At 45.6% G+C, this 15,145-nt stretch carries 14 protein-coding genes; 8 read left to right on the forward strand and 6 right to left on the reverse strand.

The window, feature by feature from the left end; translation table 11 throughout:
* From MHM99_RS03335 to mutT, 8 genes are all read left to right on the forward strand, one after another.
* Positions 1-984, forward strand: a complete 984-nt coding sequence (locus MHM99_RS03335; protein WP_239218130.1) for a D-alanine--D-alanine ligase — start codon at positions 1-3, stop codon at positions 982-984.
* Between the two features lie 2 nt (positions 985-986).
* Positions 987-1,757 (forward strand): cell division protein FtsQ/DivIB, encoded by a 771-nt coding sequence (locus tag MHM99_RS03340; RefSeq protein ID WP_061095707.1) that lies wholly within the window; start codon positions 987-989, stop codon positions 1,755-1,757.
* A 7-nt stretch (positions 1,758-1,764) separates the two neighbouring features.
* Positions 1,765-2,994: a cell division protein FtsA gene (gene ftsA / locus MHM99_RS03345; RefSeq protein ID WP_014980043.1), complete on the forward strand. Its 1,230-nt coding sequence runs from the start codon at positions 1,765-1,767 to the stop codon at positions 2,992-2,994.
* Between the two features lie 108 nt (positions 2,995-3,102).
* Positions 3,103-4,269 carry a cell division protein FtsZ gene (gene ftsZ / locus MHM99_RS03350; RefSeq protein ID WP_014980042.1) on the forward strand — a complete coding sequence of 389 codons (1,167 nt, stop codon included), beginning with the start codon at positions 3,103-3,105 and terminating at the stop codon, positions 4,267-4,269.
* 214 nt (positions 4,270-4,483) lie between these two features.
* A complete protein-coding gene (gene lpxC, locus MHM99_RS03355) occupies positions 4,484-5,395 on the forward strand; it encodes a UDP-3-O-acyl-N-acetylglucosamine deacetylase (RefSeq protein WP_239218132.1) in 912 nt (303 codons plus the stop codon).
* Positions 5,396-5,602: 207 nt separating this feature from the next.
* Complete coding sequence (locus MHM99_RS03360) at positions 5,603-6,481, forward strand: M23 family metallopeptidase (protein ID WP_239218134.1); 879 nt, start codon at positions 5,603-5,605, stop codon at positions 6,479-6,481.
* 181 nt (positions 6,482-6,662) lie between these two features.
* Positions 6,663-9,371, forward strand: a complete 2,709-nt coding sequence (gene secA / locus MHM99_RS03365; protein WP_239218136.1) for a preprotein translocase subunit SecA — start codon at positions 6,663-6,665, stop codon at positions 9,369-9,371.
* Positions 9,371-9,754, forward strand: a complete 384-nt coding sequence (mutT, locus tag MHM99_RS03370; RefSeq protein ID WP_239218138.1) for an 8-oxo-dGTP diphosphatase MutT — start codon at positions 9,371-9,373, stop codon at positions 9,752-9,754. The genes secA and mutT overlap by 1 nt, the downstream gene beginning before the upstream one ends.
* A 119-nt stretch (positions 9,755-9,873) precedes the next feature.
* On the opposite strand, the gene MHM99_RS03375 is transcribed toward mutT, so the two are convergent.
* The 6 genes from MHM99_RS03375 to MHM99_RS03400 form a co-directional block, all read right to left on the reverse strand.
* A complete protein-coding gene (locus tag MHM99_RS03375) occupies positions 9,874-10,746 on the reverse strand; it encodes an aspartoacylase (protein WP_239218140.1) in 873 nt (290 codons plus the stop codon).
* A gap of 219 nt (positions 10,747-10,965) precedes the next feature.
* Positions 10,966-11,193, reverse strand: a complete 228-nt coding sequence (gene yacG / locus MHM99_RS03380) for a DNA gyrase inhibitor YacG (protein ID WP_014980027.1) — start codon at positions 11,191-11,193, stop codon at positions 10,966-10,968.
* A 133-nt stretch (positions 11,194-11,326) separates the two neighbouring features.
* Complete coding sequence (gene zapD / locus MHM99_RS03385; protein WP_039227984.1) at positions 11,327-12,079, reverse strand: cell division protein ZapD; 753 nt, start codon at positions 12,077-12,079, stop codon at positions 11,327-11,329.
* Positions 12,080-12,322: 243 nt separating this feature from the next.
* Entirely contained in the window at positions 12,323-12,934 is a 612-nt protein-coding gene (coaE, locus tag MHM99_RS03390) for a dephospho-CoA kinase (RefSeq protein ID WP_239218142.1), read from the reverse strand.
* A gap of 18 nt (positions 12,935-12,952) precedes the next feature.
* Positions 12,953-13,846, reverse strand: coding sequence for an A24 family peptidase (locus tag MHM99_RS03395; RefSeq protein ID WP_039227988.1), 894 nt, complete (start codon positions 13,844-13,846; stop codon positions 12,953-12,955).
* 52 nt (positions 13,847-13,898) lie between these two features.
* A complete protein-coding gene (locus tag MHM99_RS03400) occupies positions 13,899-15,107 on the reverse strand; it encodes a type II secretion system F family protein (RefSeq protein WP_239218144.1) in 1,209 nt (402 codons plus the stop codon).
* Positions 15,108-15,145: the final 38 nt, after the last annotated feature.

Below are 15,145 nucleotides of genomic sequence, written 5' to 3' on the forward strand. Positions count from 1 at the left end.
ATGTTTACACCTTCAGTAAGTATTCACTCACAGAAAACCCACTCGCCGAACGAGTATGGCAAAGTAGCTGTGCTGCTCGGCGGTGACTCTGCTGAACGGGAAGTATCGCTTAATTCGGGCAATGCGGTGCTAAACGCGCTGTTAAGACAAGGCGTGGATGCGTTTGCGTTTGACCCAGCAGAGCGACCGCTTACCGATCTTCTCGACCTTAACGTTGATAGAGCACTCATTATGCTGCACGGTCGTGGTGGTGAAGATGGCTCTATGCAAGGAGCTCTTCAGCTACTGAAAATCCCCTATACCGGAAGTCGAGTTTTAGGTTCTGCACTGGCAATGGACAAAATTCATACTAAGCAAGTGTGGCAAAGTTTAGGCTTACCCACTGCAAAATATGAAATTGCTGATAAAAGGCACTTTGAAGCTGGTAAGTGCAGCGCTATAATGGATAAATTGGGGAATGAAGTCATGGTAAAACCGGCCAGAGAAGGGTCGAGTATTGGCATGGCAAGAGTGACAAGCGCTAAACAGCTCGAAACTGCCATTCAGGACGCCTTTAAATACGATAATCAAGTCCTGTTAGAGCAGTACATAGATGGCCCCGAGTTCACTGTTTCTGTATTGCAGGGACAGGCGTTGCCGTCTATTCGCATGTCTACTCCACATACATTCTATGATTATGCTGCGAAATATCAGGATAATACGACAGAATACTATTGCCCAAGCGGCTTGTCTGAAGAGCAAGAAGCACAGCTAGCAAAACTAGCATCTCGTGCTTTTGACGCTATTTCTGGCAGCGGCTGGGGTAGAATTGATGTTATGCAGGACAACCAAAGGCAATTTTATTTGCTAGAGGCGAACACAGTGCCTGGCATGACAGAAAAGAGTTTGGTGCCGAAAGCAGCCAAAGTTGCAGGATTAACATTTGACGAACTGGTACTAAGTATTCTTTCTACTAGTTTCGATGACGTTGCAAACAAGGCGTAAACGTGGCAGATACCAATACTAATCAAAATAAGCCTGCTTCTGTAAAGAGCGGCAAAAGTAAAACGGCAGTGTGGGGCGGCGTCGCTTTCTTACTGTTTGTTATTGCAGGATTAGTGTTTGGTGGGCTTAAAGCAAACCAGTATTTGCAGGATGAACAGCAAATGCCGGTACAGGTTATCGATTTTTCTGGTGATTATCAGCACATCGATATTACCAAGCTAGAGCGTTTAATACGCAAGGCGCAGCCTGGAAGCTTTTTCGCGCTTGACGTCAACGAAGTATTTGAGCTTGTTGAAGCGCAGCCCTGGGTTTATCGCGCGTCAGTAAGAAAGAAGTGGCCAAATACGTTAAAAATTTATTTGGTTGAGCAGCAGCCAGTTGCGCAATGGAATGAAGATTTGTTGTTAAACCCTTATGGCGATACGTTTAACGACGAAGGCGTGAAGTTAGACTTACCGCGCCTTTACGGCCCAGGTGGCAGCGAAAAAACCGCCCTTGAAGGCTACAACGCCATGCACGCGTTGATTGCGACGACGGATATGACGTTAGACGAGCTGTCATTAAGCGAGCGATTTGCATGGCAAGTGCAGTTGAAAAACGGCATTAAATTGAATTTAGGACGTCAGGAGTTTATCGATAGGCTACAACGCTTTATTGATGTTTATCCACTTCTGGCGCAACAAGAGAAGGCGGTGAAATACGTCGACCTTCGCTATGACACGGGCGTAGCAGTCGGATGGAAAGACGACAGCGCCACAGATGAAGAGAGTTAAGGAAACCATGTCGAAACCTGCTGAACGCAATTTGATTGTAGGACTAGATATCGGCACCAGCCAAGTAAAAGCTGTTGTGGGTGAATTACTAGAAGATGATCAAATCAGTATTGTTGGCGTGGGCACCCATGCATCGAAAGGTATGGATAAGGGCGGCGTTAACGATTTGAACCTGGTGGTGAAATCGGTCCAGCGTGCAGTAAACGAGATGGAGTTAATGGCAGATTGCCGTGTGTCTTCAGTTTTTATGTCTATCTCGGGACGACACGTTAAGTGCCAAAATGAAAATGGCATGGTACCGATTAACAATCAGGAAGTAACACAAGAAGACGTAGATAACGTTATTCATGCAGCGCGCAGTGTGCCAATTGCAGCGGAACGTCGTCTACTACACGTGTTACCACAAGAATTTACTATTGATGTGCAGGAAGGGATAAAGAACCCTATTGGCATGTCGGGAGTAAGAATGGAAGCGGATGCTCACATTATTACCTGTGCCGACGATATGGCGAAAAATATGGTGAAATGTGTTGAGCGTTGTGAACTTAATGCCGATCAGCTGATCTTTTCAGCATTGGCATCAAGTTATGCGGTACTGACTGACGACGAGCGCGAGCTTGGCGTATGTGTGGTTGATATCGGTGGTGGTACCATGGATATGGTTATCTACACCGATGGCGCTATTCGTCACACGGCGGTAATACCGGTTGCGGGTAATCAAATTACCAGCGACATCGCTAAAATATTTAGAACGCCTATTAGCAATGCAGAAGAAATTAAGGTGAATTACGCCTGTGCATTGAAAGATATGGTGAGTATGGAAGACAGCATTGAAGTGCCTAGCGTGGGCGGACGCCCAGCTAGAGTGATGTCTCGTCATACGTTAGCTGAGGTGATTGAACCTCGCTATCAAGAGCTTTTTGAGCTGGTACATGATGAAATTCGTGCCAGCGGTCTGGAAGAGCAAATCGCTGCAGGCCTTGTGCTTACAGGCGGTACCGCTAAAATGGAAGGTGCCGTGGAATTTGCCGAAGAACTTTTCCAGATGCCCGTGCGCGTGGGCAAACCCATCAACGTAAAAGGCTTGTCCGAATATGTTGATGACGCTGGATTTGCGACAGTCGTAGGACTGCTGCAATATGGCAAAGTACAATCTGACAATAAGAAGTCCAGTACGCAGAAGACCGGTGAAAGCTTATTTCATCGAGTGCAAAGCTGGTTTAAAGGTGAATTTTAATTTTATTTTGGGGGCGCTATAGCTACGGCATCAAGGCTAGCAGGAAGCAATTAGCCTAAGGGAATGACCTGGCGTAGTGTTTGGAAGACGTACAACCGGAGAGTAAGTATGTTCGAATTAATGGATAGTCACGGCGAAGAAGCTGTAATCAAAGTCATCGGTGTCGGTGGTGGCGGCGGCAATGCCGTTGAGCACATGGTGTCTCAAAGCATTGAAGGCGTAGAATTTATTGCAGTTAACACCGATGCACAGGTGCTTCGCAGCTCAAGTGCAGACGTTACACTTCAAATTGGCTCAAGTGTAACAAAAGGGTTAGGTGCGGGTGCTGATCCGAATATTGGTCGTGAAGCTGCACAAGAAGACAGAGAAACCATTCGTCAGGCGCTAGACGGTGCAGATATGGTTTTCATCACTGCCGGTATGGGCGGTGGTACAGGAACGGGCGCAGCGCCAGAAGTGGCAAAGATTGCTCGTGAAATGGGCATCCTTACGGTAGCGGTAGTTACCAAGCCATTCCCATTTGAAGGTAAAAAACGCACCTCGTTTGCGGAACAGGGCATTGTTGAGTTGTCTAACAACGTTGACTCGCTAATTACCATTCCTAATGAAAAGCTGTTAAAAGTAATGGGTCCAGGCACGCCGCTTCTTCAAGCGTTTAGCGCAGCAAATGACGTATTACGCGGTGCAGTTCAAGGTATTGCTGAACTGATTACCCGTCCTGGTCTAATCAACGTTGACTTCGCAGACGTACGTACCGTTATGTCTGAGATGGGTAAAGCGATGATGGGTAGTGGCGCTGCAAGCGGTCCAGACCGTGCTGAAGAAGCTGCGGAAGCCGCGATTGCCAGCCCGCTTCTTGAAGATATCGATTTGTCAGGCGCGCGCGGTATTCTTGTGAATATCACTGCGGGTCCAGATTTCGCCATCGACGAGTTTGAGACTGTTGGTAACGCCGTTAAAGCGTTTGCCTCAGAGAACGCCACAGTGGTTGTGGGTACAGTGATCGATATGGAAATGACAGACGAGCTTCGCGTAACGGTTGTTGCAACCGGTATTGGCGCAGAGCGCAAGCCTGACATTTCGCTAGTAAGCTCTGAAGGCTCTCGTCTAACACAGCCTGCAAAAGAATACGGTAACACGCAATCAAGTGAACCACGTTCTGCAGTAGGCGGTACAGAGGGCAATCAGGCGCTGAAGGCCGACGACAGTGCACAGCCAGAAAATGATTTGGAATATTTAGATATTCCTGCATTTCTTCGTAAGCAGGCAGACTAATTTAGCTGCCTGAAACGGAAGGGAATTATTTCGCGTTTGTGATGTCTCACCTAGTAAGGTGTATTTATACAACGTGAAAAATTTCGCGTGGATAGGTTGATTAAATACGTAATCTGACAGAGTTAAATCCGTCAGAACGGGTGTTTTTTGACATGTGAGTAATAACTCACTATAATTCGCGCCCGCTTTTTTTAATAGGTAAAAGCTTAAGCAGATGATTAGACAACGTACAATCAAGCAATCGGTACAAGAGACCGGAATTGGGCTTCATAAAGGGGAAAAGGTCACAATGACTCTCCGACCTGCGCCAGCAAACACGGGTATCGTGTTTAGGCGTGTTGACCTTGAACCACATGTTGACATACCTTCGCGTGCAAACGCGGTAGGTAATACCATGCTGTGTACGTGCCTGAATAACGAAGACGGTGTGACTATCCAAACGGTAGAACACTTAGCGTCTGCGCTTGCAGGTTTAGGTATCGACAATATTATTGTTGAAGTAGACAGTAACGAGCTGCCAATTATGGACGGAAGTGCTAGCCCGTTCGTATTCTTGCTTCAATCTGCCGGTATCGAAGAGCTAAACGCGCCTAAGCAATTTATTCGTATTAAAAAGCCAGTTCGTGTAGAAGATGGCGATAAGTGGGCCGAATTAGTGCCTTACGACGGTTTCCGCGTTGATTTCCAAATTGACTTTGATCATCCTGTGATCAGTCAAACTCGTCAGCATATGGTGATGGATTTTGATTCATGCTCATATGTAAGCGAAGTTAGCCGTGCACGAACTTTTGGTTTTATGCGCGACTTAGAGTACATGAATGCTAACAACCTAGCGTTGGGTGGCAGCATGGAAAACGCAGTGGCGTTGGACGAATTCCGCGTACTCAACCCTGAAGGGTTGCGCTACGACGATGAGTTCTTAAAGCATAAGATTTTGGATGCTATCGGTGACTTATACCTTGGTGGCCATAGTCTAATTGGTGAATTGCGTGCGTACAAAACAGGCCATGGTCTGAATAACAAGCTATTAAATGCAGTACTTGCGCAAAAAGAGTGTTGGGAGTTCGTGACCTACGACTCGCAGGAAACAGCACCAATTCGTTATGCTCAACCCGTGCTAGCGTAAGAATTTTAAAAAGCCGCCTTACGGGCGGCTTTTTTTCGTATGGCAATTACTGAAATAAATGATACAGTAGCCGAATAATTAATATAAATTTCACCCATGTGACAAAAAATTATCGCTTAAAGGCTCTCGCCTTTGGCTAAAAACACATTCATCGTGGTATGAAGTGGTATGAAAAGAGTGGCGTGAAACAGCAATTTTCTTCGTGGTATGAAACTAACAATTACACTCGCTGGTAAAAATAAACGCTATAGGCAGAGTATTAGTGTCCGTACGCTTGTGAGCGCAACCGTGCTCTCATCTATTTTTATGCTAGTGTCGAGCCGTTCAACAGAATCGGTATCAGAAGATATTGCACGAGTTCGTTTGGCACAGACTGAAGTCAACGAACGACAAAAAGACGTTGAAGCGTTAAAACACCAAACAACGGTCAAATTACAAGCTTTGCTTTCTCACGTCGCAGAGTTATCTGCGCAGGCTACATTGCTGGACGAGAAAGGTAAGCAAATCGCAACAGAATTAGGTATGTCAGCGGCTGACCTGGACGCTTTCGTACCGGTATCGATACCGGATAACCTTCAAGACGATCCCATCCTTCACGAAATAGCCAAACTAGAGCAATCACTCGATTTGAAGTCTCAACAGTTGTCTATGCTTGAAAGTTTGGTCAGGGGTCACCATATCCACGAACAGAGCCAATTATCTGGTCGTCCGATAGAGTCAGGGTGGTTGTCTTCTTATTATGGTATGCGGGCCGACCCGTTTACCGGCGAACCAACTATGCACAAAGGGCTAGATTTCGCTGGTAAGGCAGGGGAAAACGTAGTGGCAACTGCTGCAGGTATTGTGACCTGGGCGGGTGATCGCTACGGCTATGGCCAACTTGTAGAAATTGATCACGGTGATGGTTTTGTTACCCGCTATGGGCATAACGACACCCTCACTGTCTCAATAGGCGACGTGGTAACCAAAGGGGAACCTATCGCTAAAATGGGCAATACGGGGCGCTCAACTGGCGTTCATGTTCACTACGAAGTAATAAGAAACGGAAAACAAGTCGATCCTCTGCCTTTTGTCTACAAAAAGTAGCATAGGTAGCAGCCAGGTAATTCTCGTAGACGGTGCCTTTATTAATTAAAAGTCATCTAAAACGAAGAAGCATAATTTTAGAACATCGCAAAACATAACGTGGTTACCGTTGTGTTTTATACGTTTAATTTAGCTGTGCACATTGTGCGGCGCCTCGACAAGTAGTGGAATAATAAAGCTAATGTTTTCAAGCATCCTTCGAAAAGTATTCGGTAGTAGAAACGACCGACTATTAAAAAAATTACGCAAAAACGTAGATGCCATCAATGCACTGGAAGCAGAATTTGAAAAGCTTTCCGATGAGGCGCTAAAGGCTAAGACAGACGAATTTAAAGCGCGTATTGAAAAGGGTGAAACCCTTGACGATATTCTTGTAGAAGCCTTCGCTACTGTGCGTGAAGCAAGTAAACGCGTATACGGCATGCGTCACTTCGACGTTCAGATGCTAGGTGGTCAAGTACTTCACCAAGGTAAAATTTCAGAAATGCGCACGGGTGAAGGTAAGACGCTTACTGCTACCTTGCCAACTTACCTTAATGCTTTGTCTGGCAAAGGGGTTCACGTTGTTACTGTGAATGATTACCTTGCTCGTCGTGATGCTGAGTGGAGTAACCAGTTATTTACTTACCTAGGTATGCGTGTGGGCTGTAACGTGCCTGGTATGTCGCCGCAGCAAAAGCGTGAAGCTTATCAAGCTGACGTAACCTATGGTACGAACAACGAATTTGGTTTTGACTACCTTCGTGACAATATGGCATTTAGCCCACAAGACCGCGTACAGCGCCCGCTTAACTATGCGGTAGTGGATGAAGTTGACTCAATTCTTATCGACGAAGCCCGTACACCACTTATTATTTCTGGTCAGGCTGAAGATAGCTCAGAGCTGTATCGCCGTATCAACACTATTATTCCTAAACTTGTTCAGCAAGAAAAAGAAGACGAAGAAGGCCAAGAGGGCGATGGTGACTACACGATTGACCTTAAGGCAAAACAAATTCATCTTACCGAGCGCGGTCAAATTCACGTTGAGGAAATTCTTCAGCAAGAGGGCATGCTACCTGAAGGCGAGTCGCTGTTTGCTGCAGGTAATATTTCACTGCTTCATCATATTAACGCTGCGCTTCGTGCACACAAGTTGTTTGCTAAAGACGTAGACTACATCGTTAAAGAAGACCAAATCGTTATTGTTGACGAGCATACGGGTCGTACGATGGAAGGCCGTCGCTGGTCTGAAGGTTTACACCAAGCTGTAGAAGCGAAAGAAGGGGTTCGTATTCAAAACGAAAACCAAACCCTTGCGTCAATTACCTTCCAGAATTATTTCCGCTTGTATAACAAGCTTGCGGGTATGACAGGTACAGCAGATACAGAAGCCTTCGAATTTAACCATATTTACGGCTTAGAAACGGTAGTTATCCCAACAAACCGTCCTATGCAGCGTAAAGATATGGCTGACCTCATCTACCTAACGGCAGAAGAAAAATACGAAGCCATTGTTGAAGACATTAAAGAGTGCGTTAAACGCGGTCAACCTACCCTTGTAGGTACGGTTTCTATCGAGAACTCAGAGCTCATTTCTCGCATTCTTAAGAAGTCGAAAATTCCTCATAAAGTGCTTAACGCTAAGTTCCACGAACACGAGGCTGATATCGTTGCTCAGGCTGGTAAGCCAGGCGCCGTAACGATTGCAACTAACATGGCGGGTCGTGGTACTGATATCGTGCTAGGCGGTAACTGGCAGGCAGAAGTTGAGAAGCTCGAAAATCCAACTGAAGAGCAAATTAAAAAGATTAAGGCTGAGTGGAAAGAAAGACACGATGCCGTGCTTGCATCAGGTGGCTTACATATTATTGGTACAGAGCGTCACGAGTCTCGCCGTATTGATAACCAGCTTCGCGGTCGTTCGGGCCGTCAGGGTGACCCGGGTTCAAGCCGTTTCTACCTTTCATTAGACGACGCACTTATGCGTATCTTTGCCTCTGAAAAAATGGGCAACATGATGAAGCGTTTAGGTATGGAGCGTGGTGAAGCCATTGAGCATCCGTGGGTAACTCGCGCCATCGAGAATGCACAGCGCAAAGTAGAAGGTCGTAACTTCGACATTCGTAAGCAGTTGCTTGAATACGATGATGTGGCCAACGACCAGCGTAAAGTCATCTACGAGCAGCGCAATGAGCTTCTTGATGAAGGCGATATTAGCGAGACTATCGCGGCTATTCGTGAAGACGTTATTTCAAGTGTTGTCGATGAGTACATTCCGCCACAGTCTCTAGAAGAAATGTGGGATGTAAGCGGACTTGAAGAGCGCATGCGTGCCGATTTCGCCGTAGACTTGCCAATCAAGACCTGGCTTGAAAATGACGACAAACTTTACGAAGAGAAGCTTCGCGAGCGCATTCTTGCCGAAGTCGTTGATGCTTATAAGCAGAAAGAAGCGGTAGTGGGCGAGCAGGTACTGCGCCAGTTTGAAAAAGCGGTAATGCTTCAAAACCTAGACAGCCATTGGAAAGAGCATTTGGCGGCAATGGATCACCTGCGCCAAGGTATTCATTTACGCGGCTATGCGCAGAAAAATCCTAAACAAGAATACAAGCGTGAGTCGTTTGCTTTGTTCTCACAAATGTTAGAAGCGCTTAAAGTTGAAGTGATCACTATTCTTGCGCGTGTAAAAGTACAAGCTGAAGAAGACGTGCAAAAAGTAGAAGAACAACGTCGTCAAGCTGACGATGTGCCTAAGAACTTCGAGCACGAAGAAGCGAACGCAACGCCAGAAGAGGCAAGTGACAAAGTACGTACGCAAGTTCGCGAAGGTGCGAAAGTGGGCCGTAATGACCCATGTCCTTGTGGTTCTGGTAAAAAGTATAAGCAGTGTCACGGCAAGCTTAAGTAATGAAAGTAGTAAATGTTGCTGTGGGCGTTATCGCCCGCGGCGATGAAATATTCATTACGCTTCGCCCCGACAATGTTCATCAGGGCGGAAAATGGGAATTTCCCGGCGGCAAAGTAGAAGACGGTGAGACCGTTCTACAGGCGCTGAAGCGAGAGCTTGCTGAAGAAGTTGGGATTATTGTGAACCGCAGCGAGCCTGTGATTGTGATCACCCATGATTACGGCGACAAGCAAGTTAAACTAGATGTTCATCGCGTTTGTGATTTTACCGGCGAGCCGCACGGCAAAGAAGGCCAACAGTCGCGGTGGGTCAAGGTAACGTCACTAAACGCCTCTGACTTTCCTGAAGCGAATATACCCATTATCAGCGCATTGCAAAAATAATAAAAACGGCCACATCTTAAAGTGGCCGTTTTCTTTTAGAGCAGTTCTATTTTTAGCAATTTCTTTGCGTTAGATTGGAAAATTAAGAACGCTCAAGATATACCCTTTCGGAGTTACACCTACAAGGTTATTCGTTCAGCGGTGGCAAATGCCACATCCAGTTTGAAATAAGCGGCTTCATTAATAAAGTGCGGGTAGGTTTCAGTTTCGTTTTCCCACAGGATATCCTTGCCGTCAAACGTCCGAAATACAGGTGCCCCAGGTATGAGAGGTTTGAAATCGTTATCTTGCAGTGAATGATGGATCATGGCGGTACGTTTTCCATTAGCATCTAACGGAAAAGACACATTATCGCCTAAACGAAAAGCTTCACAAGCAGGCAAAGCGTCAGTATTAATTTGCCCTTTATTATACGCGGCACAAAAATCCAATATTGCTTCAGCCATGGTTTGTGTTAGAAGGTAAACATCTTCTCTTAACACGCCCTGTGGCTGCCCACCCACTTCTATCATTACACCTTTCTTACCAGTGGTGCACAGGTAACCATGTTCAAGGTAGGGCTTTTCGTCTTCTACCAAAATGTTGGCTTCTGGCATTTGTTGCTTTACGTATCGCGCCAGCTGAATATGAAATTCATCCGCTTCCAAAATGATAAGCGTAGCACCCATTTCGCTGGTGGTGTTGTGAATATCAATCACAAAATCTGTGTTCGAATCACCCTTAGGCCCTAACTGTTGGTTAAGAGCCTTAGCAAGCTCAGCTTCTTTCGCAGAATTGTTATTCGATAAGCCTTCAAAGGTAAACTGACGGTTTAAGTCTTCGTCTACGAAACGAACGTTTGCCGCAATGGCCGCTTCATTGGCGATGCTTAACGAAACATTTAGCTCATTAAATCGCGAAGGTAGCCCAAACTGTTGCCAGTTTCGAATAAGCTGAATACCACTGGTTTCATTTCCATGAGTACCACCAACAAGCGCGATAGAATTAAACATTCATGTTCCTTTTTGTATAGGTTGAGGAGGAGGAAGGCTGCGCAGCGATCTATTGAGTAATATTGTGATGAATTAATACGTTCGCTGTTTGCGCATCTACCCACGACTTGGAGATCAAGTAAACCGATACTACACCACTGCGCTTTGTACGAGAATACGTCTTAGTGGAATTTACCTAAATACTGGTGTTTGCCAAATTGTGGGGAAAGACAGCGCGTATTAGTGCTTAAAGAAGTCATCTGTTTGCTGTGCTAGCATCGCCTCTATCTCTTCAACATCGATATGCTTGGGCGTTGCGTCTTCTGCAGGCTTACCGGCTATTTTTCTGTCTTCAGCGGCCCATTCACCTAAATCGATAAGTTGGCATTTTTTACTGCAAAAGGGGCGATATTCGCTTGTTGGTGCCCAAACAACCTGCTTGGCACAAATAGGACATTTCACTTCCATTATTTACTCCAGTGAAATACGTCTAAACGGCGAAGTTTGCGATTTGCTTATACTACCGCAGACGGGAAATAATAAATTAAAGACTCTGGCCTGCTGATCTTTGCGGTACATCACACGTCAGCAGGTCTTAAGTTTAACAGGCAGCTAAACGAAACTGAATACTGCTTTCCACTGCGCCAGATTGGCCCTCTTGAGGAGAAAATAGCATGAAGCGGAGTGCGTAACGGTATTTGTTGCCGCTAAGCGTAGGGTAATACCCTTCATCAACGCTACATTTAACGCGAATTAACTCGTTTTTATCTTCTGCAGCGCCTTGGTAAAAACCGTTGTCAGCAACCACATTGACAAATTGACCTCGTTCGCGAATGAACGACAGGCTAACAGCAATAGCATCATCGAGTAAGGCTAACGTTTCAAGCCATTGCGCTATTTCAGCGAGGCGTTGTTCAAGGGGTTGTTGTAACCAAAAATGAAGATTGGGCAAATCGAAGCTACACGCGCCACCTGGAATGGCAAAGCGCTGCCTGATTGCGCTTAGCAGTTTATCTTCTTTCAAAGCACTACCAAAACGGCGGTCTGTTTTTAGCTTTTGTTTTAGGGTAAGCACGGTTTTTAGCGCTTGCTCTAAGGCGGTGCTGTCAATTTTCGGGTGTTTAGACCAATAAACCAAGTTCTTTTCATGGGCTTCGAGGTCTTTGGTAAGATCGGAGCGAAGATCCAGTCTTTCAATGAGATCAAGTAATTCGAAAAGCTGTTCAAAAAACACCAGCTGCAGATGAGTATGTTCTGATTTAGCCGTAATTTTAAGTTGTCCAAGCAGCTGCTCAACACGTAAATAGTTACGTACTTTTTCCTTTAGTGGAAATTCGAAAACAGCGTGACCCATGGAACCCCTTAAAACACATAGACTTAGAGAAATGTCGCTAAAAATTTAGCTGAACAGTGAAAGGCAACAAGCCTAAAGCATCAAAGCGTTTAAGCCAAGTATACTTGTTCGCCAAATCTTTACTTTGACGTTAATTGGTCAAAAAAGTTTCAAAAATCAATCCGTAAGGCTGTAACGCCCTGCTTTTAGATAGTGAATTTAGTTATTAGGGATGTGTTTTTGCGTTAACTTCGTCTATCAACTTCACGCTTTAGATAGCAAAAGTAAGTGTCCATGCAAGGTCGAAACTTGCGAAGAGAGGGCGTTTAGGCTGGTGCTATTGTCTAATACATGGTCTGCAGCGCTCAGCCGTTCTTTACGGCTAGCTTGTGACGCCATAATACTTTTTATCGTTGCTTCAGAGCTACCATCTCGCTTTAAGGCGCGTTCAAGCTGAAGCGCTTCAGGACAGTCAACCACTACTACGTAGTTACACATTTCAGTAAGCTTGTTTTCAACCAATAGTGGAACAGACAAGATGCAATAGGGGGAAGCCGATTCCATGATTAGCTGTTGCATGCGAGAACGAATAAGCGGGTGGAGAAGGCCGTTCAGCCAGGTTTTTTCATCTGGGTTAGCAAAAACCTTCTCTCGAAGTGCGGCGCGATCAAGGCTACCGTCTTCAAGCAAAATACGCTCGCCAAAATGCTCAGCTATTTGAAGCAACCCTTGTGAGCCCTCGGCAACCACATCTCTTGCGACCTCGTCGGCATCCACGATGCCTATGCCTAACGACGCAAAAATATCAGTGGCAGCAGATTTACCGCTACCTATCCCGCCAGTAAGGCCTACTACAAAGGGAGTCTGCTTATTCATAATGCCGGCACCTTCAAACTAAAGTACGTAATCAAGATAGGTGGTAATAATGGCATCTTTAAAAAGCAGTGTCAGCCAACCCGCCACTGCGAGATAGGGACCAAAAGGAATTGCCAGCGACTTACCTTTGTTTTGAATCACCATTATGAGTATGCCTGCAATTGCACCAACAAACGAAGAGAGCAAAATAATAATGGGCAAGCCTTGCCAGCCCGTATAAGCGCCAAGTGCGGCGAGCAGCTTGAAATCGCCATAGCCCATACCTTCTTTGCCAGTGGCAAGTTTAAATAGCCAATAAACAGACCATAAACTTAAATAACCCGCCGCTGCGCCAATAATAGCGTCGGTGGTGCCTACAAAAATGTGTTGCGTGCTCAACAGTAACCCCAACCACAGTAGAGGCAGTGTCAACTGGTCAGGTAATAGCATCTTATCTAAGTCAATAAAAAGCAGAGCAACGAGTATGTAGGTAAACAATACGGCCCATAGTGCTTGCGATGTGACACCAAATTGATAGGCCGCAAACGTACAGGCTAAAGCAGTAAACAATTCAACCAGCGGGTAACGAACTGATATTCCAACTTTGCATTTAGCGCACTTACCTTTAAGGAACAGGTAGCTAATAACAGGAACATTTTCCCATGCGCGAATTTTGTGGCCGCAGCTAGGGCATGTGCTGTCTGGTTTTACAAGGTTAAATACTTCTTCTTTCGCTGATGAGTTTTTATCGTTAGGTGTCGGCTCACCCTCGCTAAAATAGCTTTGGTACTCTTGCTGCCAGCTGCGTTCCATCATAATAGGCAAGCGGTAAATCACCACATTCAAGAAACTGCCAACCATTAAGCTTACGAAAAAGACTAGGGAATAGAATACAGCAGGGTAAAGCTGACTAAGCGTAATTATCGCGTCCATGGTATGTGGTTCTTATAATTGTTGATTTTCGTTCTTTTAATGCTGAGCCACGTTATACCACGTTACCCATCTGGAATATAGGGAGGTACATAGCCACAATCAAGCCGCCGATTACCACGCCAAGTACGGCCATGATCATAGGTTCAAGTAGGCTAGTTAAACCGTCTACCATATCATCGACTTCAGCTTCATATATGGTGGCAATTTTGCTGAGCATTTCATCAACCGCGCCCGACTCCTCACCAATGGCAATCATCTGCGTCACCATGTCAGGGAATACTTGTGTAGCGCGCATTGCAACGTGCATAGGCATACCGCCTGCCACTTCTTTACGCATGTATAAAATGGCATCGCGGTATACCGCGTTGCCCGAAGCTCCGGCGGCGGATTCTAGTGCACCAATAAGCGGCACACCTGCTGCGAAGGTCGTGGCTAGGGTTCGGGTAAAGCGCGCAATACTGGCTTTTTTTAGAATTTCTCCGATAACGGGAATTTTTAAAATGTTGCGGTCTACCGTGTCACGTAGCTTCTGGCTTCGCTTATAGGTGCGCATAAACATAAACCCAGCACCACCAATACCTATGGCGATAAAAATACCGTAGTCTTGGACGAACCGAGAAATAGCCAATACGAACTGGGTGAAGGCAGGGAGTTCTGCGCCAAAGCTGCTGAAAATCTCTTCAAACTGCGGCACAACAAATATAAGAAGGATAGTCGTAACAATAAAAGCAACAACCAAAACTGCGATAGGGTAAAACATCGCTTTTTTGATTTTTGATTTTAGTGCTTCGGCCTTTTCTTTATAGGTCGCAATGCGGTCATAAATGGTTTCAAGTGCGCCCGACTGCTCACCGGTATAAACCAAGTCGCAATATAAATCGTCAAAATAAAGAGGGTGTTTTCTGAGCGCCGATGAGAGCGGGTTACCTGATTTAACCTCATCGGTAATTTCGGCTAAGAGTTTCCGCATGGATTGCTTTGAGTGACCTTGTGCAATCATTTCTAACGATTGGATAAGTGTAACACCCGCGGCAAGCATGGTGGCGATTTGACGCGATATGACAGAAATGTCTGCTGGGGTTATTTTTTGGCCACCACCGAAAAGTGGTTTAGCTAGTTTTTTTACTTTGTTGGCAGAGATCCCTTGTCGACGAAGAAGGTTTTTTGCTTCGGATAAGGAAGTGGCAGAAATTTCTCCCTTACGTGATTGACCATGGCGGTCTTTTCCTTGCCAAATGAACACCGTTGCTGCTTTTGCCATGGTTTTTCTCTTTACTTTAGAAGTTATGTATCTCAAAC

Source organism: Alteromonas sp. MmMcT2-2 (genome assembly GCF_022348305.1).
GTDB lineage: Bacteria > Pseudomonadota > Gammaproteobacteria > Enterobacterales > Alteromonadaceae > Alteromonas > Alteromonas macleodii.

Excerpts from the sequence above, each read along its gene's own strand:
- ftsA (WP_014980043.1), top strand. The coding sequence starts at position 1,765 with ATGTCGAAACCTGCTGAACGCAATTTGATTGTAGGACTAGATATCGGC.
- secA (WP_239218136.1), top strand. The coding sequence starts at position 6,663 with ATGTTTTCAAGCATCCTTCGAAAAGTATTCGGTAGTAGAAACGACCGA.
- zapD (WP_039227984.1), bottom strand. The coding sequence starts at position 12,079 with ATGGGTCACGCTGTTTTCGAATTTCCACTAAAGGAAAAAGTACGTAAC.
- MHM99_RS03360 (WP_239218134.1), top strand. The coding sequence starts at position 5,603 with ATGAAACTAACAATTACACTCGCTGGTAAAAATAAACGCTATAGGCAG.
- coaE (WP_239218142.1), bottom strand. The coding sequence starts at position 12,934 with ATGAATAAGCAGACTCCCTTTGTAGTAGGCCTTACTGGCGGGATAGGT.
- yacG (WP_014980027.1), bottom strand. The coding sequence starts at position 11,193 with ATGGAAGTGAAATGTCCTATTTGTGCCAAGCAGGTTGTTTGGGCACCA.
- MHM99_RS03395 (WP_039227988.1), bottom strand. The coding sequence starts at position 13,846 with ATGGACGCGATAATTACGCTTAGTCAGCTTTACCCTGCTGTATTCTAT.
- MHM99_RS03375 (WP_239218140.1), bottom strand. The coding sequence starts at position 10,746 with ATGTTTAATTCTATCGCGCTTGTTGGTGGTACTCATGGAAATGAAACC.
- MHM99_RS03335 (WP_239218130.1), top strand. The coding sequence starts at position 1 with ATGTTTACACCTTCAGTAAGTATTCACTCACAGAAAACCCACTCGCCG.
- lpxC (WP_239218132.1), top strand. The coding sequence starts at position 4,484 with ATGATTAGACAACGTACAATCAAGCAATCGGTACAAGAGACCGGAATT.
- mutT (WP_239218138.1), top strand. The coding sequence starts at position 9,371 with ATGAAAGTAGTAAATGTTGCTGTGGGCGTTATCGCCCGCGGCGATGAA.
- ftsZ (WP_014980042.1), top strand. The coding sequence starts at position 3,103 with ATGTTCGAATTAATGGATAGTCACGGCGAAGAAGCTGTAATCAAAGTC.
- MHM99_RS03400 (WP_239218144.1), bottom strand. The coding sequence starts at position 15,107 with ATGGCAAAAGCAGCAACGGTGTTCATTTGGCAAGGAAAAGACCGCCAT.